Origin of the sequence: Campylobacter showae CC57C (assembly GCF_000344295.2) — a bacterium.
GTDB lineage: Bacteria > Campylobacterota > Campylobacteria > Campylobacterales > Campylobacteraceae > Campylobacter_A > Campylobacter_A showae_B.
Genome location: NZ_AOTD01000250.1, coordinates 21671 through 40390 on the forward strand (window position 1 = coordinate 21671; position 18720 = coordinate 40390).

An 18720-nucleotide genomic window follows, 5' to 3' on the forward strand; every position below is an offset into this window, starting at 1 on the left:
TGTGCGACTTGTAAATTTTAAAATTTTAATTTGTGGTGAGTTAAAATTTTAATTTCAAACTTCCGTCAAACGGCAAAAGTAATTTTAACAAAAAGGAGTTAAGTGGCAAAAGACGACGTCATAGAGATTGACGGCAACGTCATCGAGGCGCTGCCAAACGCAACGTTTAAAGTTGAGCTCGACAACAAACATGTGATTTTGTGTCATATTGCGGGCAAGATGAGGATGCATTATATAAAAATAATGCCGGGGGACCGTGTAAAGGTGGAACTAACGCCTTACAGTCTGGATAAGGGTAGGATAATTTACCGCCATAAGTAAATTAAAAGCTAAATTTGGCTATACTCAGCCCTTTGCGACAAATTGCTGTATGAAGAATTGTTTTCAAAGCCCACCACTTGTTTTGAAAATAGTTGGTTTAAAATTTCGTTAAACCTGATGCAGCCTAAAAGTGGAATAAATTTTTAGGAGACTAGAATGAAAGTTCGTCCTTCTGTAAAGAAGATGTGTGACAAGTGCAAAATTGTCAAGCGCCAAGGCGTAGTTCGCATAATCTGCGAAAATCCAAAACATAAACAAAGACAAGGATAAAGCATGGCACGTATCGCAGGTGTGGATTTACCAAAGAAAAAGAGAATCGAATACGGTTTGACCTATATTTACGGTATCGGTCTTCACAAATCTCGTCAAATTTTGGATGCTACCAAAATTTCTTACGATAAAAGAGTAAACGATCTAACCGAAGACGAAGCCGCTGCTATACGCAAAGAGATCCAAGAGCATCACGTAGTGGAAGGCGATCTTAGAAAAAGCGTCGCTATGGACATCAAGGCTCTTATGGACCTAGGAAGCTACCGCGGTCTAAGACACAGAAAAGGTCTTCCGGTGCGCGGTCAAAAGACTAAAACAAACGCTAGAACTAGAAAAGGCAAGCGCAAAACAGTCGGCGCTGCAACGAAATAAGGATAAGCGATGGCAAAAAGAAAAGTAGTTAAAAAGAAAATTGTAAGAAAAAGTATTGCTAAAGGTATCGTTTATATAAGCGCGACTTTTAACAACACTATGGTAACGGTTACCGATGAAATGGGAAATGCTATCGCTTGGAGCAGTGCTGGCGGACTAGGCTTTAAAGGAAGTAAAAAATCAACTCCTTATGCAGCCCAACAAGCAGTAGAAGACGCTCTAACTAAAGCGAAAGAGCACGGCATAAAAGAAGTAGGCATCAAAGTACAAGGTCCTGGCAGCGGTAGAGAGACCGCAGTCAAGAGCGTAGGCGCGGTAGAGGGTATAAAAGTAACATTTTTAAAAGATATAACTCCGCTTCCGCATAATGGTTGCAGACCGCCAAAACGCCGCCGCGTATAATTAGAAATTTAGGAGAATTATTATGGCTAGATATAGAGGACCCGTTGAAAAATTAGAAAGACGTCTTGGTGTGTCTCTTGCGTTAAAAGGCGAAAGAAGACTTGCCGGTAAAAGCGCTTTAGAAAAAAGAAATTATGCACCAGGACAACACGGACAAAGAAGAAGCAAGATAAGCGAATACGGCTTACAGCTTCGCGAAAAACAAAAAGCTAAATTTATGTACGGCATTAGCGAAAAACAGTTCCGCCGCCTATTCCAAGAGGCCGCTCGCCGCGAGGGAAATACCGGTGCGCTTTTGGTACAGCTTTTAGAGCAAAGATTGGATAACGTAGTTTACAGAATGGGCTTTGCAACGACTCGCCGCTTTGCTCGTCAGCTAGTTACTCACGGACATATTTTAGTAAACGGCAAGAGAGTAGATATCCCTTCTTACAGAGTCCAAGCGGGCGCTAAAGTAGAGGTTGTCGAAAAATCTAAAAACAATCCGCAAATCGTTCGCGCGATCGATCTTACGGCGCAAACCGGCATCGTAGCTTGGGTCGACGTCGAAAAAGATAAAAAATTCGGAATTTTCACAAGAACTCCGGAAAGGGAAGAAGTCGTCATTCCTGTCGAGGAAAGATTCATAGTAGAGCTTTATTCGAAATAATAAGGGGTATAACGATGAGAAAAATTACCACATCAGCTTATATGCCTACCGAAATTTCAGTAGAGAGTATAAGCGAGAATGTCGCCAGAATAACCGCGTATCCGTTTGAGACGGGCTATGCGGTTACTTTGGCTCATCCGCTAAGACGACTTTTATATAGCAGCACGGTTGGATTTGCGGCTACGGGCGTCAAGATTGAAGGCGTATCTCACGAATTTGATTCGATGAGAGGCATGCTCGAGGACGTAGCGCAGTTTATTATAAATTTAAAAAACATCCGCTTTAAGCTAAAAAACGAGTCTGAGCGCGAAGTGGTTGAGTATTCGTTTAAAGGTCCAAAAGAGATAAAAGCCGGCGATCTAAAAAACGATGTCGTAGATATCGTAAATCCGGGCGCTTATCTTGCGACCATAAACGAGGACGCGGAGCTTAAATTTTCCGTAATCATCCAAAAAGGTATCGGATACGTCCCAAGCGAAGAGATAAGAGATAACACCGAAGAGGGTTATATAGCTCTTGACGCGTTCTTTACGCCTGTTAAAAAAGCCGTTTACGAGCTAGTAAACGTTCTAGTCGAGGACAATCCCGACTATGAGAAGATTATTTTCACGGTTACGACGGACGGACAAGTGGGCGCGATCGAGGCGTTTAAACACGCGATCGAGGCGATGTATCAGCAGATGTCGGTGTTTAAAGGTGTTTTAAATATCGACGTATCAGCAGGCCTAAACGCTCAAACTTCAGGCAGCGAGCATGCGAAGTTGTTACAAAGCGTAGAAGAGTTAAATTTGAGCGCTAGAAGCTTTAACTGCCTTGATAAAGCTGAGATTAGATTTATCGGCGAGCTTGCTTTGATGGATGAAAACGAGCTAAAAGAGCTTAAAAATTTAGGTAAAAAATCTCTAGAAGAGATCAAAGCCGTTATGCAAGAGATCGGATATCCGGTCGGCGGCGACCTAGGCGGCGGCAAAGAGCAACTCAAGAAAAAAATCGCCGACCTAAAATCACAAATGAGTGCAAAAGAGTAAAAGGAAGATAAATGAGACACGGTCACGGATACAGAAAACTAGGTAGGACGTCGGCTCACCGCTCGGCTCTACTTAAAAATTTAGCTATCGCTATCATCAAAAGCGAAAAGATAGAGACGACCTTGCCTAAGGCAAAAGAGTTGAGAAGCTATATCGAAAAGCTAATCACTAGAGCGAGAAAAGGCGACAGTAACGCTCATAGAGCGGTTTTTGCTAGCCTACAGGATAAAGAAACTACGAATAAGCTAGTAACCGAGCTTGCTCCAAAATTCGTAGGCAAAAACGGCGGATATACGCGCATCGTTAAGACTCGCATTCGCCGAGGCGATGCTGCCGAAATGGCTTATATCGAGCTAATCAAAGAATAATTTTTAGAGGGCTTCGGCTCTCTTTTTCTTTTTAAATTTATCTGCCTTCAATTATCTCAAAATCCACTCTAGCTTTTATCTTAATTAAATTTATTTGCTTCTCTGCTACATCGTTTGTAATTTTACATATGGGCGGAAAATGATAAATTTTGTGGAGACTTTTATTTTAAATTTTATGCAATTCTACGCATAAATTTGCTTTTTAAAAGATTTGATCGCACAACAAGCCTAATGTACCCAATTTGTAGCATCTGAAAGTAATTTGAGAATATACAAAAACCGCGCGTAACTATTTTGAGCTTTATATTGCGCTCCACATCCTTTTTGCTATCGCAGGTTTTTCGCTCTCAACCTTTACCAGTATCTTTTAAATTTGACTCACTTATACATAGAATCGCTTAAAGCTCCAAATTTATCCAAGTCAAAAATAGCCGCCAAAACGTCAAACTCATAGCGTATTTAAAATTTTATCTGCTATAATATCTCAAAAATTGAAAAAGGTTAAAAATGATCCCATTTACCGATGAAGAGCTTCTAAAGCCCGTAAAAGCCAGCCTGCAAAAGGTTTTGCCTATGCTTGAAAACGACGGCGGAGGCATGGAGCTGCTAGGCATCAAAAACGGCAAAATTTACGTTCGCCTTACCGGCCACTGCCATGGTTGTGCGGCTAGCTCGACTACGCTAAAATACGGCATCGAGCGCCAGCTTCGTATGGATATCCACCCTGAGCTAGAGGTCGTAAACATCCCTATCGGCGAGGAAGTTAAATTTGATTGATTACAAAAAGGCGGGTCTAAAAGCGTTTAACAAGGGCGAATTTGACGCCGCCGCGAGCTATTTTTCGCTCGCCTACGACAAAAAACCGGACAAAAAGCTACTTTTCCTTATCATGCTTTGTTCGCTCGCCAAAACTCGCCGCGACGAGGCAATGACGCTTTTTGAGATATTTAAGCTAAAAGACAAGCTCGGTATGAGCCCGGACGAGCTAGAGGAAATTTTGGGCGCGCTCGAGGCGAAATTTAACGACGATGAGAGCCTTGAGGCGCAAAACGCCATCAGCTATGCCGACTTTATGGATGCGGTCAGGCGAGGCGGATTCAAAAGCACCTTCGAGGATATCATGTTTTCCACGCGCGTCATGATCGACAACCGTGACGATTTTCTCGAGTTTTTGCAAAATCTTATCAAAAACGACTTCATCGAAATGGGGCTAAACTACATCGAGACCGCGGCCGTGATGTTTGCCGGCGACGAACGGCTAAGTGCGCTGGCTCGCGAAATCAACGAAAAGGCCGAAAGTGAAAATTTACGTTAAAGAGGGCTTCGTCACCGATAACTCTAGCGTTTGCGAAGCGGGTTGCTGTTTCGTAAAAACGGCGACGAACGCCAAATTTGAAGCCGATGCCCTGGCAAAGGGCGCAAAAATCATAAATTTGGCCGAGTGCAAGCGGTTGCTGGGCATCGACGAGAACATCAAGATCATCGGCATCACGGGCACCAACGGCAAGACCACGACCGCAGCGCTTATCTGCGCTACGCTATTAAATTTAGGCTACGGATGCGGACTGTGTGGCACTCGCGGCGCTTTTATAAACAATGAACGCATCGACGACAAGGCGCTAACGACGAGCGAAATTTTACGCACGCTTAGCTACCTCAAAGCCGCTAGCGAGCGCGGTTGCGAGTACTTCGTGATGGAGGCTAGCTCACACGCCATCGCTCAAAAACGCATCGAGAGCTTGGATTTCGCAATGAAAATCTTTACGAATTTGACCCAGGACCACCTCGACTACCACGGTACGTTCGAAGAGTACGCGCGCGTAAAGAGCGAGTTTTTCGCGGATGACGCGCCAAAGCTCATAAACATAGACGACCGCGGCGGGATCAAATTTAATCCCGCAAATGCCTTAACCTATGCACTCCACGCGGACGCGGACTTTGCGCCGAGTGAGTATTCGCTAGAAGGCGGCACCCACTGCGCGCTAAAGACTCCTCGCGGGCAGATGGCGCTAAGCTCAAATTTGCACGGAGAATTTAACCTCTACAATCTCATCGCAGCCGTCTCTTGCGTCGCGACGCTGACGGATAGGCCGCTAGAGCAGATCGCGCGCGCCGTGGCAGAATTTGAGGGCGTAGGGGGGCGCATGGAGGTCGTGAGCCGCGAGCCGCTCGTGATCGTGGACTTTGCGCACACTCCGGACGGCATCGAAAAGGTGTTAAACGCGCTTCGCCACCGCAAGATCGTCGCGGTTTTTGGCGCCGGCGGCGACAGGGATCGCACCAAACGCCCAAAAATGGGCGCGATAGCGCAAAAATATGCGCACAGACTCGTCGTCACCAGTGACAACCCCCGCAGCGAAGAGCCAGAAACCATCATCGCCGAGATCTGCGGCGGCCTAGAGATGAACGAGCGAGTAAAATGTATCGCAAACCGCAAAGAGGCGATAAAATACGCGCTTGAAAGCCTCGCACGGGATGAAATTTTGGTGATTTTAGGCAAGGGCGACGAAACCTATCAGGAGATCAAGGGCGTAAAATATCCGTTTAGCGACAAAGAGGTCGTGTGTGAACTTTTGGACGGACGCGCCTAAATTTACGGACGAAACGGCGACGAAGCAAGGGTAAATCAAGTAAAATTTGCCTTTGTTTGCGTCTAAATTTCTATTTTACTGCCAAGCGGCGTCAAATTTATCGCAGTTTTCATCGCTCGCGCAAATGCCTCTAAAATCAAATTTGATCACAAATTTAACCCCGAATTTTATCGCAGCAAACAAGCAAAAATGAATCGCCGCGGCTATATAAAGTTGCTTTTTGCGGCTAAATTTATAGTATAATTTTCCCAAAAAACACAAAGGACTGCCGATGAAAATCGAAATTTTATCAAGCAAAATCCACCGCGCGCGCGTGACGGACGCCAACCTAAACTACGTGGGCTCGGTCACGATCGGACCCGAGCTCATCGAGGCTGCGGGGCTTTGCGAATACCAAAAAGTCGAGATCCTAAACGTCAATAACGGCGAGCGCTTCGCTACTTACGTGATCCGCGGCGAGAAAAAGGGCGAGATCTGCCTAAACGGCGCGGCCGCGCGCAAAGTCTGCGTCGGCGACGTCGTCATCATCGTTGCTTACGCGCTTCTTAGCGCCAAAAAAGCAAGAGATTTCGAACCAAAAATCGTGCAGGTAAACGAGCGAAACGAGATCGTAAAATAATATACGCCCAAATTTGCCGTTTTTGCGGCGGAGCGTTTAAATTTACGTTTTATGGCGCTGAGTCAAATTTGCGATAAGGTCTAGGCTGGTGCGGCGCGACAGTCATTTGCAAGCGGACGAAAGGCGAACGTGTTAAATAGCAATTTGTTTAAATTTACCGCCGTTTGGCGTTAAATTTGTCGCGGTCGGTAAAATTTGGCGAAAATGGGTAAAATTTTGCGCCTGAATTTAAAAGGATTCGCAAAATGATAGCGATTTATTTCAGCTCCACGGGCAACACGAAGTATTGCGTGGAGAGATTTATAGAGCGTCTGGGCGGCGATATCCCCGCGGTTTCGATAGAGGACGAGGGCTGCGGCGAGCTACTAAAGCACCACGATGACGTGATCCTGGCCTATCCCGTTTACTTTAGCGACCTGCCGCAGATCGTGCGCGAGTTTATTTGCGAAAACAGCGCGAATTTCCGCGGCAAAAACGTCTTTATCATAGCTACGATGGAGATTTTTAGCGGCGACGGAGCGGGCTGCGCGGCTAGGATCCTAAAACGGGCTGGCGCGAAGATAACGGGCGGCGCACACATCAGAATGCCCGCGTTTATCCTCGATGTTGCGATTTTTAGCTATTCGGCGCAGAAAAACGAGCGCCTGATCAAGGAGGCAAACGCCAAGCTAAAGCGCGCCTCGGAGGCATTTGCCGCGGGTAATCCGCCGCAAGAGGGGCTAGGCGTGCTATGCCGTATAGCGGGGCTTTTAGGGCAGCGGCTATGGATGAAAATTTGGAACAAAACGCCCTTTGCCAGGCGCAAACCGACCCTCGATACGGCGCGGTGTAGCGGCTGCGGCGAGTGCGCAAAGTCCTGCCCGATGCAAAATATAAAAATCGAGCACGGTAAAGCAAAATTCGGCGAGCGCTGCACGATTTGCTACAGATGTGTGAACAAGTGCAGGCAAAAGGCGATAACGATCCTAGGAAGGGCAAAAAATCTGGAAAAATCGGTCGCAGCGGAGATTAAAGATATCTGACGCGCGCTCACGCGGGCGGTCTTGATCTGGCTTATTTTATCGCTTTTTAATTCGTCAAAAGATTTCAAATTTAGTTGGCGCCACATTATGCTCTTTCAGTTCCGCTTTACTTCGCCTGTTAGCTCGGGTAAATTTCTCAAATTTACAGAAAATCCGCGCCCAAAACCCCGTAAACACGTATGTGCTAAACCAAAACAGATCAAAATGCGCGCAGGCTATTAAAATAAAATTTTACCCTCAAATTTGACGGCTTTTTGGACTTAAATTTACCCGTCCGCGCTTGCATCCGCTGCGAGTTTTAAAGGCGGGAACGAAACTTGCATTGCAGGCTTTAAATAAAGTAAATTTAGCTTAAATTGGTTTAAAATAACGTGAAATTTTGAAAGGATGTTTATGTTTGAGGGGATCGATTTTTCAAAAATGGGACAGATGCTCGAGGAGGCGCAAAAAAAAGCGCAAGAAATCGAGCAGGAGAGTCAAAAGCGCGAATTTAGCGTAAAAAGCGGCGGCGGGCTCATCAGCGTTAGGGCAAACGGCAAGGGCGAGGTGCTCGATATCAGCATCGACGATAGCTTGCTAGAGGACAAGGAGAGCTTGCAGATCTTGCTCATCAGCGCCGTAAACGACGTGCTAAAGATGATCGAGGACGACCGCAAAAATGCCGCGTCAAGGATGCTAGGCGGCTTTGCCGGCATGGGGCTAGGGCAATGAAACGCGCAGCTATCTCGCGCCGTTTGGATGCGTTTTTGGGGCTCGCGCGAGCGAATTTGCCTTTGAGAGGAGGGCGAATTTGCGCTACCTATAAACAAAATGGCTCGGTAAATTCGGGCTTAAATTCGGCTACGTTTGCGAGTCAAATTTGCGCCGCTCGCGCCGTAAAGAGCGCGGTAAATTTAAGCTCAAATTCGTGCGCTCGTTCAGTAAAATATGACGCTTCTTTAAATCCGCGTGAAATTTCGCAAAAAACCGGTCTGAATGCTAAAATAGCAACAAATTTGGCTCCAAATTTGATGGCAAATTTAGCTCGCAAATTTTGCTCTCCACTTTTTGCGGTTTTTGTGATTTGCGCATTTGCTGCGTCGCTTAGAGCCGAGCCGCGCCCGACGCAAGATGATTTTAACGCTTGCTTTGAGAAAAACTTGCCTGCCATGGTAAACGTCGCGGGCAACGGCGGCATCGCGATCGCGCCAAATCTAATCGCCGTACCAAAAGGCGAAATTCCCGTGAAAAACTACGTCAAATTTGACCCATATCTGGGCCTCTATCTGGTCGCCTCGGACGCCAAACTCGAGCCTATGAAGATGTCTGACGATAACGCGACGAAAAAAAGCGACTGGGTAAGCGTCACGCGCGATCTAAACGCGACCGTTTACGGCCACGTAAAGGCACAGGCACAGGCGCTAGGCGAGCTGGACGTGCTCACGTTTGACGTAAACGGCACGGGCGCCGTGCTAAGTCCGTGCTGCAAGTTACGCGGTATCGCAGTGGGCGGGGATAAATTTGTCCCGAGCCGTTATCTACGGCACTTTGCGGCGTATAAAGACGTGGACTACGGAGACGTGGGTGCGGTCTTTGAGGAGCGAGACGGCAAGCTCTACGTAAAGAGCGTCGATCCGCTCGGACGCGGCGCGGCACTAATGGTGGGTGATGAAATTTTAAGCGTAAACGGTGAGAAATTTGAGAGCTTGCGCGAGCTAAACGAGAGGATTTTGTTCGCCAAAAAGGGCGAGCGGCTCAAATTTGAGATCAAGCGCGGCGACGAGGTTTTGAAATTTGGCGTGGCGGTCTCTGACGACGCGGCCAAAAAAGAGCAAAAAGCGCCGACGAAAGCGGATAAAAAGGCCTCTGCTAGCGACGCAAAACCTCAGTCCATACCGCAAAGCAGCGATGCCGCGAGCGTGCAAAAGCTCTACGGCATGACATTTGACGAGAAGCTAACGGTAAAAAGCGTCGACGCGAACTCGGGTGCGGCCAAATTTGGCGTCAGAGTCGGCGACAAGCTGATACAAGTGGGGCAAAAAACGGTCTCAAACCGCAAGGAAGCGCTCAGCCTGCTCGCTAAAAGCGGCGGTCAAAATTTGCTTTTTAGACGCAACGGCTTTGACTTTTTTTACAATGCGCGGTAGTCGCGAGTGGCAAATTTGACGCCTTTGCAGGCTAAATTTGAGAAATTTAGCCTGCGCCCGACCAGTCGGTAAAAATAAAACGGAGAATAGATGCAAAATCAAAATTTAGCGGTAAAATCAAAATTTAGCGGCAATGATCAAATTTGCCTTCAAAGCGCGGCGAAATCGTCAAATTTGAGTGAGTCGCAGGCGCTGCCGAATGATCAAATTTTAGCTCGCAGTTCGTGCGCGAGCTCGTCTCAAAATTGCTCTCAAATTTTAAACTCGACCAAAGCCAAAACTAGCTCCGAAAATCCGACTCAAAGCCTGAAAAACCGATCAAATTTGATCTCGCTAAACGCAACAAAAGGCTCGTGTTTTACCTCGGGCACAAATTTACAGCCAAATGCAAACCAAACCGCTCTTAGCGTCGCCGATCAGGACGCGCTTTTGGCCGAGTTTAAGGCGTTTTTGAGCGCACATTTGCCAAGCTCGCCTAGCTTTCATCCGTGCTTTGACGAGGCGCTTTCATATACGCTAAAATCAGGCGGCAAGCACTTTCGCGCGATGCTAGTCGCAGGCGTCGTAGCGGCGGTGCGCCCCGAGCGCAAAGAGGCGGCGTTTCACGTCGCGCTGGCATTTGAGACGATGCACAGCTACTCGCTCATCCACGACGATCTGCCCGCGATGGACGACTCGGATCTGCGCCGCGGACAGCCTAGTTTGCACGTTAAATTTGACGAAGTCACGGCGATTTTAGCGGGTGACGCGCTAAACACTCATGCCTTTTATCAGATAGCAAGGGCTCCGCTAGACGCGGACGCGCGCATAAAGTGCGTCGAGATCCTAAGCCGAAACGCAGGCATCTACGGCATGGCGCTTGGGCAGGCGGTGGATTGTTATTTCGAGAATCAAAAACTAGGGCTTGAAGAGCTAAAATTCTTGCATATCCACAAGACCGCGCGCCTCATCGCGGCGAGCTTGCAGGCAGGCTGCGTCGTGGCTGGACTAGACGAGACGGAGGCTATGCGCATATACGACATCGGGCTTGATCTAGGGCTGGCGTTTCAGATCGCAGACGACATCATCGACGCGACGCAAAGCGCCGAAACGGCAGGCAAGCCGACGCATAACGACGGCGCGAAAAACTCATTTACCAACCTTCTTGGCGTGGAGGGCGCGGTGCAGGCTAAAAACGAGCTCATCGCAAAGATAGAGCGCGAGCTAGGCAGCGTGCATGCTGGTATCCGCGCTATCGTAACGGGCCTCATCGACAAGCATCTGCGGTAAATTTAGCTTAAATTTGCGTTTTGGTCGGTCAAATTTGAGCAGTTAAATTTGCCGTCAAATTTCGCAAATTTTATCCTTAACTACAAAACTCTATCCGCTAGGTATAAATAAACTATCGCGCAAACCGTGCCGATCCCGCCGTAAATTCGGCAAAATTCGGCGTCCTTTTTATGCTATAATCTTTTAAATTCATCAAAAGGAGAGATAATGAAAAAAATAGTCTTATCGCTTGCGCTTTTGTGTGCGGCGGCGTTTGCCAAAGAGTACGACTACATGCTAGCTAGCACCGCGCAAAAAACTTTTGAGGAGCCGACTTCTAGCTATGAAACCAAGCAAAGCTACGACGCCAAGGCTCGCCGCCTAGAGCTAGTTAGCAGCTCCGAGCTCGCAGACGGCCTAAAGGGCAAACATAAAGAGATCAGCTACTACAACAAAGCCGGCGAGATGACGAAATTTGAAGCCTATAGCTATGATTTTGCCGCAAAAAAATGGATCAAAGTAACCGAATACAAAGCCGACTATAAAAAAGGCGTCCTCACGCAGGAGTCTAGTTCGTTTATCAGAGGCGTGCCGGAAAATGCTAGCAAAATCATCACAAAATACCTAAAAAACGCTAGCGAGGAGATCAGATACGAGCTGGTAAAGGGCAAATGGCAAAAAGCTACGCTAACCAAAACCATCGAGAACGCATACGGCGAGAACGAGCTCATCGTGCTTAGCGTCTGGGACGGCAAAAGATGGCAGCCTAAGTCAAAAACTCAGCTGCTCTACGGCGCGGACGGACAGACACGCGGCTATGAGAGCTGGGACTACGAAAACGGCGCGTGGCAAAACCGCGAAAGAAGTACTGTTGCGGGCGATGTGAAGGGCAAATATGAGCAGGTAAGAAGCGTGTTTGAGGACAGCGCGTGGCGCTATGACGAGATGTCAAAGCACGACTATGACGCCTCTAGCGGCAAAGATGTGACGATAAATCTCATCTGGAACGCCAAGCAAAACGCATGGGAAAACAACAGCAAAAGCGTCTCGGTCGTAGAGGGCGCGGGCTTTGAAACGGCGGCGTTTTTGTGGGATAAAGAGCGCAAAGAGTGGAAGCAGGAGTACTCCAACCGCAGCATCTACGACAAGACCGGCGAGCGTCTGCTAACGCAGCGATACGACACGATGGACGGCAGCGAGAAGTTCGTCTACGGCTACAACGAGCGCGGCGATAACGTGAGTGTGGATATCTATGAGCTAGTTAGCGACGAAAACGGCAAAAGATGGGTGCAAAATAAGCGCCTAGAAACGACCTTTGATCCGCATATACTAGCCGACGACGTCGGACACGGCGGCTCGCTGATGTCCTTTGAGATGCCTAGCAGATACGCGGTGACTAGCTTTAAGCAATTTGTCGCGGCGGACGGTAAATTTAAGCTCGCTTCAGAGCAGACGTGGAAATATAAAAGGGTCAAATGATCTTTTGCTAGCGGCCCAACTGCGGTAAATTTGACGCTTTGGATTTGGTCAAATTTAATGAGCGCCCGAGCGTCAAATTTAGCTCGTTAAATTTTGCTTTCGCATCAAATTTGACGCCTTTTGGGTGGCTAAATTTAAAAAGGAGCAAATGTGAGACTTTTTTGGAAAGCGGCGGCGATGGCGGCGATTTGGGTTTTGCCGCTAGCTGCGGCGGGGGAAATTTGCCTAAAAAAGACTATTTATAAAACGCAAGGCGACGCCGTGCCGCACTACAAATACGAAACGAGCCAAGCTTACGACGCGAAGGCTCGCGTACTAGAAAAAATCTACGACGAAATCAGCGATGAGGGCAGGCGCAGGACGAAAAGCATTGTCAAATTTGACGAAAGAGGCGAGCGCGAGATAGGCAGCACTGAGTACGATTGGGACTTTGGCGCCGAAAAATGGCGCAAAGCAGGGTTCTCAAAAACAGAGAGGACAAAGGACGGCGCGTTTATTTTTATTGATACGCGCGGCCAAAACGGCAAGCTAAATCAAGGTCAAAAAACCGTCGAAAAGCGTTCCGGCGCGACGGAAATCTCTCAAAATTTCACCCTAAAAAACGGCAAATGGACGCCGACATATCTAATCAAAAGACTTTATGACGAAAACCACAAAACCACGCTCGTAGCGACCTTTGAGTGGAGTGCCAAGGCCAAAAAATGGACGCCGTACGAAAAATCGATATATCGCTACAAGGGCGACGTTTATGCTAGCTCCGAGGGCTATAAGTGGCAGGGCAAATGGGTGCCGCAGACGAAGCATGCGGCCTTTACGGCTGCGGACGGAGTGCGTACTGAGATAAATTTTACGTGGAGCCAGGACGCGTGGCAGCCGCAGGAGAGGACGGTACAAAAAATAGAGCCAGAGTTTAGGCGTTTTACCGATCTTAGATGCCGCTGGGACGCCGCAAAGAGCGAGTGGAACGGCTGCTACAAAGACGTGCGCGAGGAGACCGAGCAAGGTCGGCTAAAGTACTCCGCATCGTCGTTTTGGCAGGGGGAGTCGCAGCGCTGGGGGGTTGTGTTTGAAAACGAGCTTAGCTACGACGCGCGTGGCAACCTGATAAAAAATCGCGAGATGTCTGATGGCGAGCGGCGCGAGTACGTCTACGCCTACGACGAGGCGGGAAAAACGTATCTTCGGCGCTTCGCGAGCCCGATGAGAGCGGCAAATGGCGCGAAACGCAAAAGACGGTAAACGTCTTTGAACCAGACATCTTGGCGCGCGACGTTATGGACCGCGGATTCATCGGCGACTACGTAGCCGCGGGCGAAAACGCGATCAAAAGTAGCAAGCAGTATTTTTTAGACGGCGGTGAGTTTAAGCTAAACGAGACGCTCGAGTGGTTTTACGAAAAGTGCGAACCGTCTCGTGAATGAGCCCTATATCGTTCAAATTTCAAGCGGCGACGCGATGATGTTTGGCTGCGCGGCGGAGTATGGTTTTTAAATAAAATTTAGGAGAAAACGTGAAAAGTTTGGATGAAATTTTACTCTCTTTCGACGAAAATACGCAAAATGTTTTATTTCTAAACGGCAATGGCGCAAAACACCCCGTTTGGGACGATGCGGACGAGGTTTTCGCAAAGGCGGTGGAGCAAATTTTAGATAAAAGCCTAGGGTTGCAAAAGGGCGTTGATTATAGCAAAACGCCTAAATTTTATGGTGCCCGACCGCTCGCGTTTATCGGCGTGCATGCGCAGATGATCGGGCGAAAAAGCATAGGGGTTTTGCTCACGAGTCGGCATCTTTTGGTTAAATTTGACGCGTCGGCTGTAAACGTAGACGAGGTAGCGGCGGCGTTTAGGCTCGGTAAGTATCTGCAAAACGAGCTGGAAAATCTCGCGTGGCAAGAGCTGGAAAAATGCGAATTTGAAATCGAGGACGAGATGAAAGCGGCGATGAAAAGGGCGCTAAAAGCGGTCTTACAGACGGTTTTCGAGGAGGGCGTTAAAGCCGAGGAGCGCACGATCGCGGATAAAATTTTGGAGCTTGAGCTGGGCGAAGCGCTAAAAACGCCGCTTGACGAGACGAAGCTGCTATCAAAATCGCTTAGCGTCTTTAAGCCCGTCTCGCCGATGCTTCACAGCCTTGACCGCTCGCTTTTTGGTAAGCCTTACGGCGTGATACTGGACGAGCGCGGACTTATTAGCCGCGAGCTGATGGAAGAGCCCATTTTTAGCCTATGGAACGAAATCAGGGACACACAAATCGAAGTAAAAGAAGACGCCGTAATAATCGGCGAAAAAGAGCATAAGATACCTTTTGAGCTAAAAGATAAAAAAGAAAATTTCGCCGAGTTTTTAAAATTTACGGCGGCGTTAAAAGCGTAAAATTTAAGCCGAATTTTCGTATAATCGCATAAAAACTAAGGAGAAAAAATGCTAAAAAAGATGGCTGATACGATAAGGTTTTTGTGCGCTGATATGGTGCAGCAGGCAAACAGCGGGCATCCGGGCGCGCCGATGGGGCTAGCGGACGTCATGGTCGTGCTGGCTAAATTTCTAAATCACAATCCTAAAAATCCAAACTGGCTAAACCGCGACAGGCTCGTGTTTAGCGGCGGTCACGCAAGTTCGCTCGTGTATAGCTTTTTGCATCTTAGCGGCTACGATCTTAGCCTTGAGGATCTAAGAAACTTCCGCCAGCTGGGCTCCAAAACCCCGGGCCACCCGGAGATCCACACCAAAGGCGTAGAGGTTGCGACCGGACCGCTAGGGCAGGGCGTGGCAAACGCGGTGGGCTTTGCTATGGCGGCAAAATATGCGGCCAATCTGCTAAACGAGCCTGAAAACGCCGTCATCGATCATAAAATTTACTGCCTCTGCGGCGACGGAGACTTGCAGGAGGGCATCAGCTACGAGGCCTGTGCGGTCGCGGGCAACCTACACCTAGACAACCTCGTGCTGATCTACGACTCCAACAACATCACGATCGAGGGCGACACGAGTATCGCTTGGAGCGAGGACGTGAAGGCGAGGTTTGAGGCGCAGGGTTGGGACGTCGCGCGCATAGACGGCCACGATTACGATCAGATCGAGTTTGCGCTAGAGCAAGCCGCCGAAAAAGAGCGCCCGTATCTCATCATCGCAAACACTCGCATCGCAAAGGGTGCAGGCGAGCTAGAGGGTAGCCATCATAGCCACGGCGCGCCGCTTGGCGAGGAGATCATAAAGGCTGCTAAAATCGCAGCCGGCTTTGATCCTGAGCGCAAATTTGCCATCGACGAGGATGTGCTGATTCGCTTCCGCGCCGCGCTAGAAAAGGGCGACCTAGCCGAAGCTCAGTGGAATCAAAAAGTGCAAAATTTAAGCGCCGAGAGCAAAAATATGCTAAACGCGCTGCTAAATCCAGATTTTAGCAAGATAAATTTCCCTGATTTTAGCGGCAAAAAGCTAGCCACGCGCGATAGCAACGGCGTCATCATGAACGAGATCGCGCGCGCGATGCCTGGCTTTATCGGTGGTAGCGCGGACTTGGCGCCGTCAAACAAAACCGAGCTAAAAGGCATGGGCGACTTCCCTAACGGTCGCAACATCCACTACGGTATCCGTGAGCACGCTATGGCTGCGATAAACAACGCGGTCGCTAGATACGGGCTTTTCTTGCCGTTTAGCGCGACGTTTTTTATCTTTAGCGACTACCTAAAGCCGTCCGCGCGTATCGCTGCACTGATGAGCATCAGGCACTTTTTTATCTTTACGCACGACAGCATCGGCGTTGGCGAGGACGGCCCGACGCATCAGCCTATCGAGCAGCTTAGCACATTGCGCGCGATGCCGAATTTCTACACATTCCGTCCAGCCGACGGCAACGAAAATGCGCTTTGCTGGAAAGCTGCGCTAAATTTACGCGCTCCAAGCGCCTTTGTGCTTAGCCGCCAAGGCCTCGCTCCGCTTGAAAAGGGCGAATTTGGCGGCGTAGAAAATGGCGCTTATCTACTAAAACGCGCGCAAAACGCCAAAATCACGCTAATAGCCAGCGGCAGCGAAGTCGAGCTTTGCGTTAAAGCGGCTGAAATTTTAGCCGCTCGCGGTATCGGCGCGAACGTCGTCTCTGCTCCGTGCTTCGACCTGCTTTGCGAGCAGCCGCGCGAGTACGTAGATCAGATCATAGATCCAGCGACCAAGGTCATCGCCGTCGAAGCCGCAAGCGCGCTGGAGTGGTATAAATTTGCTGACGAGATCTACTCGATGAAGAGCTTTGGCGAGAGTGGCAAGGCGGGCGCATTGTTCGAATACTTCGGCTTCACGCCTGAAAAGATCGCGGAATTTGCGCAAGAGTTGGCGAAGTAAAATCTAGCTTTAAATTTGACGGTTTTAGCTTGAGCTGGAGGCGTCAAATTTGAGAACTCATGCCGGGCGAGACCCGCATCAAATTTATGCGGCTTGCTCGCGGAAAAATCAAAATTTAAAAAGGGAAAGATTGCAAATATATAGGCAAAAAACAGGGCGATTCGCCGACAAAAATTTCATCTTAAATTTAGCTCGCGGCGCGGGAAAATTTGACGCTCAAAAAGGCGTGAATGAGCAAATTTGTACCCGAGATAAAATCAAATTTAGCGCACAAAATTCGTTTAAATTTAACCAAAAGGCCGCGTGATGGAGCTTTCGCATATCATAGTTTTGGCCCTAGTTCAGGGCATTAGCGAGTTTTTACCGATCTCTAGCTCGGCGCATCTCGTACTCGTGCCAAAGCTGCTTGGCTGGGCGGATCAGGGGCTTGCCTTTGACGTGGCCGTTCACGTAGGCACGCTAGTGGCGATACTTTTTTATTTCAAAGACAGACTTGCTGGGCTCGTGCGAGATTTTTTCGCGTCTATCGCGCGGCGCGAGAAGGTCGGCGACAGCACGCTCGTGTGGTCGGTCGGCTTTGCGACCGTGCCGGTGGGGCTTTTTGGCCTAGCGTTTAACGACGCCATCGAGCAGTACGCTAGAAGCGGGCTCGTGATCGCGGCGATGACGATAATCTTTGGTATCGCGCTCTACGTCGCGGATAAAAAATCAGGCCTAAAAACCGAATACGAAATGACGATCAAGCTCGCTCTCATCGTAGGTCTAGCGCAGGCGATCGCGCTGATACCGGGCGTTTCGCGCTCGGGCGTGACGATGACGGCGGCGCTGATGCTTGGCTTTAGTCACAGCGCAAGCGCGAATTTCTCGTTTTTGCTCTCGATCCCGGTTATCGTACTAGCAGGCGGACTCGAGGCGGTAAAGCTGATAAAAACCCCGGACGCGCTGCCTTGGAGCGACCTTGCTATCGGCGCAGCGGTTAGCGGCCTTAGCGCGTATCTTTGCGTGCGGCTGTTTATGGCGCTGATCGCGCGCGTGAGCATGCTACCGTTCGTGATTTACCGCATGATTTTGGGCGTGTTTTTGTTTGTGATGTTTTTATGAAAATAGCTAAATTTGGGCTCAAATTTAAGATTTGAAGCCCAAATTCGCTTTGTAAATCCAAAGCGCAAATTTGACTAAGACCGGTCAAAATTTAGCTTTTCCAAAACCTCTTTTATCCTTGCGCTTCTACTCTCTACGCTATCTTCTTCGCTAAACATCCTGTGTTTGCTATGTTCAAACGGCGGCAGGTCTTTAACGAAATCGTAAATTTCCTCAAAGCTCAAAATCTTGCCGTGCAGGTCGTAGCCAACGTTTAGCGCCTTGCCTTTTACGTTTGCGATATTTGCGTGGATGTGGCCGTAGAGCTGGATAGAGCCGTGGTGACCTGCGTTCCACTCGGCTAGCGGATAGTGAAAGAGCGTGAGGCGAAATTTATCCTGCCCGTGCTGCACCGTTATCTCTTTGTATTCGCAAATTTCATCAAACAGCGTGTTGCCGTCTTGTTTTTTTATAGATAGTAGCTCGTCTTTATGCTTTTTTATCGCTTCATCGTGATTGCCTAGCACTAGGACGTGCTTGCCGTTTAGCTTGCTAAAGATGGATATATTGGTCTGCATATCCTTATGAAAGCTAATATCTCCTATGTTATAAACCGTGTCACAGGGATTTACCCTCTCGTTCCAAAGGCCAATAAGCGCCCTATCCATCGCCTCTATGCTAGAAAAAGGCCTAAAGCACGGATGAAATCTCATGATATTGCTATGTCCGAAATGCAAATCGGAGGTAAAATAAATCATTTTTGCTCCTTTAAATCCACTTCAAATTTCTCGCCGCTTTTTATCTCCATG

The 18720-nt window shown here is 48.6% G+C and carries 23 protein-coding genes; 22 read left to right on the top strand and 1 reads right to left on the bottom strand.

Annotated elements, in window-relative coordinates; genetic code table 11:
• The first annotated feature begins 102 nt into the window (after window positions 1–102).
• From infA to H740_RS10270, 22 genes are all read left to right on the top strand, one after another.
• A complete protein-coding gene (infA, locus tag H740_RS10170) occupies window positions 103–321 on the top strand; it encodes a translation initiation factor IF-1 (RefSeq protein WP_002943098.1) in 219 nt (72 codons plus the stop codon).
• A 156-nt stretch (window positions 322–477) separates the two neighbouring features.
• Window positions 478–591, top strand: a complete 114-nt coding sequence (rpmJ, locus tag H740_RS11585; protein ID WP_002947091.1) for a 50S ribosomal protein L36 — start codon at window positions 478–480, stop codon at window positions 589–591.
• A gap of 3 nt (window positions 592–594) precedes the next feature.
• Window positions 595–963: a 30S ribosomal protein S13 gene (rpsM, locus tag H740_RS10175; RefSeq protein ID WP_002953676.1), complete on the top strand. Its 369-nt coding sequence runs from the start codon at window positions 595–597 to the stop codon at window positions 961–963.
• A 9-nt stretch (window positions 964–972) separates the two neighbouring features.
• Complete coding sequence (rpsK, locus tag H740_RS10180) at window positions 973–1365, top strand: 30S ribosomal protein S11 (RefSeq protein WP_002947090.1); 393 nt, start codon at window positions 973–975, stop codon at window positions 1363–1365.
• A gap of 22 nt (window positions 1366–1387) precedes the next feature.
• Window positions 1388–2014 (top strand): 30S ribosomal protein S4, encoded by a 627-nt coding sequence (gene rpsD, locus H740_RS10185; protein WP_002953677.1) that lies wholly within the window; start codon window positions 1388–1390, stop codon window positions 2012–2014.
• A gap of 14 nt (window positions 2015–2028) precedes the next feature.
• On the top strand, window positions 2029–3042 hold the full coding sequence (locus H740_RS10190; protein WP_002953678.1) for a DNA-directed RNA polymerase subunit alpha: 1014 nt from the start codon (window positions 2029–2031) through the stop codon (window positions 3040–3042).
• An 11-nt stretch (window positions 3043–3053) separates the two neighbouring features.
• Window positions 3054–3410 (top strand): 50S ribosomal protein L17, encoded by a 357-nt coding sequence (gene rplQ / locus H740_RS10195; protein ID WP_002953679.1) that lies wholly within the window; start codon window positions 3054–3056, stop codon window positions 3408–3410.
• A 507-nt stretch (window positions 3411–3917) separates the two neighbouring features.
• Window positions 3918–4187: a NifU family protein gene (locus tag H740_RS10200; protein ID WP_002947081.1), complete on the top strand. Its 270-nt coding sequence runs from the start codon at window positions 3918–3920 to the stop codon at window positions 4185–4187.
• Window positions 4180–4725, top strand: coding sequence for a hypothetical protein (locus H740_RS10205; protein ID WP_002953680.1), 546 nt, complete (start codon window positions 4180–4182; stop codon window positions 4723–4725). Before H740_RS10200 ends, H740_RS10205 begins: the two co-directional genes overlap by 8 nt.
• Window positions 4709–6001 carry a UDP-N-acetylmuramoyl-L-alanyl-D-glutamate--2,6-diaminopimelate ligase gene (locus H740_RS10210; protein ID WP_002953681.1) on the top strand — a complete coding sequence of 431 codons (1293 nt, stop codon included), beginning with the start codon at window positions 4709–4711 and terminating at the stop codon, window positions 5999–6001. The genes H740_RS10205 and H740_RS10210 overlap by 17 nt, the downstream gene beginning before the upstream one ends.
• Window positions 6002–6272: 271 nt before the next feature.
• Window positions 6273–6620, top strand: coding sequence for an aspartate 1-decarboxylase (panD, locus tag H740_RS10220; protein WP_002953683.1), 348 nt, complete (start codon window positions 6273–6275; stop codon window positions 6618–6620).
• A gap of 245 nt (window positions 6621–6865) precedes the next feature.
• Window positions 6866–7642 carry an EFR1 family ferrodoxin gene (locus H740_RS10225; protein ID WP_002953684.1) on the top strand — a complete coding sequence of 259 codons (777 nt, stop codon included), beginning with the start codon at window positions 6866–6868 and terminating at the stop codon, window positions 7640–7642.
• Between the two features lie 393 nt (window positions 7643–8035).
• On the top strand, window positions 8036–8353 hold the full coding sequence (locus H740_RS10230) for a YbaB/EbfC family nucleoid-associated protein (protein WP_002947064.1): 318 nt from the start codon (window positions 8036–8038) through the stop codon (window positions 8351–8353).
• Window positions 8350–9768: a PDZ domain-containing protein gene (locus tag H740_RS10235; protein ID WP_002953685.1), complete on the top strand. Its 1419-nt coding sequence runs from the start codon at window positions 8350–8352 to the stop codon at window positions 9766–9768. The genes H740_RS10230 and H740_RS10235 overlap by 4 nt, the downstream gene beginning before the upstream one ends.
• 429 nt (window positions 9769–10197) lie before the next feature.
• Complete coding sequence (locus H740_RS10240) at window positions 10198–11037, top strand: polyprenyl synthetase family protein (protein ID WP_034957988.1); 840 nt, start codon at window positions 10198–10200, stop codon at window positions 11035–11037.
• 207 nt (window positions 11038–11244) lie between these two features.
• Window positions 11245–12495: a hypothetical protein gene (locus H740_RS10245; RefSeq protein WP_002953687.1), complete on the top strand. Its 1251-nt coding sequence runs from the start codon at window positions 11245–11247 to the stop codon at window positions 12493–12495.
• Between the two features lie 150 nt (window positions 12496–12645).
• Window positions 12646–13734: a hypothetical protein gene (locus H740_RS10250; RefSeq protein ID WP_002953688.1), complete on the top strand. Its 1089-nt coding sequence runs from the start codon at window positions 12646–12648 to the stop codon at window positions 13732–13734.
• Between the two features lie 20 nt (window positions 13735–13754).
• Window positions 13755–13916, top strand: coding sequence for a hypothetical protein (locus tag H740_RS12290; RefSeq protein ID WP_231679355.1), 162 nt, complete (start codon window positions 13755–13757; stop codon window positions 13914–13916).
• 89 nt (window positions 13917–14005) lie between these two features.
• Window positions 14006–14869 carry a hypothetical protein gene (locus tag H740_RS10255; RefSeq protein WP_002953689.1) on the top strand — a complete coding sequence of 288 codons (864 nt, stop codon included), beginning with the start codon at window positions 14006–14008 and terminating at the stop codon, window positions 14867–14869.
• Between the two features lie 48 nt (window positions 14870–14917).
• A complete protein-coding gene (tkt, locus tag H740_RS10260) occupies window positions 14918–16831 on the top strand; it encodes a transketolase (protein WP_002953690.1) in 1914 nt (637 codons plus the stop codon).
• A 130-nt stretch (window positions 16832–16961) separates the two neighbouring features.
• Window positions 16962–17138 carry a hypothetical protein gene (locus tag H740_RS10265; RefSeq protein ID WP_231679356.1) on the top strand — a complete coding sequence of 59 codons (177 nt, stop codon included), beginning with the start codon at window positions 16962–16964 and terminating at the stop codon, window positions 17136–17138.
• Window positions 17138–17932, top strand: coding sequence for an undecaprenyl-diphosphate phosphatase (locus H740_RS10270; RefSeq protein WP_002953692.1), 795 nt, complete (start codon window positions 17138–17140; stop codon window positions 17930–17932). Before H740_RS10265 ends, H740_RS10270 begins: the two co-directional genes overlap by 1 nt.
• Before the next feature lie 74 nt (window positions 17933–18006).
• On the opposite strand, the gene H740_RS10275 is transcribed toward H740_RS10270, so the two are convergent.
• Window positions 18007–18669 carry a metallophosphoesterase family protein gene (locus H740_RS10275; protein ID WP_002953693.1) on the bottom strand — a complete coding sequence of 221 codons (663 nt, stop codon included), beginning with the start codon at window positions 18667–18669 and terminating at the stop codon, window positions 18007–18009.
• Window positions 18670–18720: the final 51 nt, after the last annotated feature.

Coding starts and splice junctions, on each gene's coding strand:
- H740_RS10230 (WP_002947064.1), top strand. CDS start 8,036: ATGTTTGAGGGGATCGATTTTTCAAAAATGGGACAGATGCTCGAGGAG.
- H740_RS10270 (WP_002953692.1), top strand. CDS start 17,138: ATGGAGCTTTCGCATATCATAGTTTTGGCCCTAGTTCAGGGCATTAGC.
- H740_RS10245 (WP_002953687.1), top strand. CDS start 11,245: ATGAAAAAAATAGTCTTATCGCTTGCGCTTTTGTGTGCGGCGGCGTTT.
- H740_RS10190 (WP_002953678.1), top strand. CDS start 2,029: ATGAGAAAAATTACCACATCAGCTTATATGCCTACCGAAATTTCAGTA.
- tkt (WP_002953690.1), top strand. CDS start 14,918: ATGCTAAAAAAGATGGCTGATACGATAAGGTTTTTGTGCGCTGATATG.
- rplQ (WP_002953679.1), top strand. CDS start 3,054: ATGAGACACGGTCACGGATACAGAAAACTAGGTAGGACGTCGGCTCAC.
- rpsK (WP_002947090.1), top strand. CDS start 973: ATGGCAAAAAGAAAAGTAGTTAAAAAGAAAATTGTAAGAAAAAGTATT.
- rpsM (WP_002953676.1), top strand. CDS start 595: ATGGCACGTATCGCAGGTGTGGATTTACCAAAGAAAAAGAGAATCGAA.
- panD (WP_002953683.1), top strand. CDS start 6,273: ATGAAAATCGAAATTTTATCAAGCAAAATCCACCGCGCGCGCGTGACG.
- rpmJ (WP_002947091.1), top strand. CDS start 478: ATGAAAGTTCGTCCTTCTGTAAAGAAGATGTGTGACAAGTGCAAAATT.
- H740_RS10225 (WP_002953684.1), top strand. CDS start 6,866: ATGATAGCGATTTATTTCAGCTCCACGGGCAACACGAAGTATTGCGTG.
- H740_RS10275 (WP_002953693.1), bottom strand. CDS start 18,669: ATGATTTATTTTACCTCCGATTTGCATTTCGGACATAGCAATATCATG.
- H740_RS10200 (WP_002947081.1), top strand. CDS start 3,918: ATGATCCCATTTACCGATGAAGAGCTTCTAAAGCCCGTAAAAGCCAGC.
- rpsD (WP_002953677.1), top strand. CDS start 1,388: ATGGCTAGATATAGAGGACCCGTTGAAAAATTAGAAAGACGTCTTGGT.
- H740_RS10235 (WP_002953685.1), top strand. CDS start 8,350: ATGAAACGCGCAGCTATCTCGCGCCGTTTGGATGCGTTTTTGGGGCTC.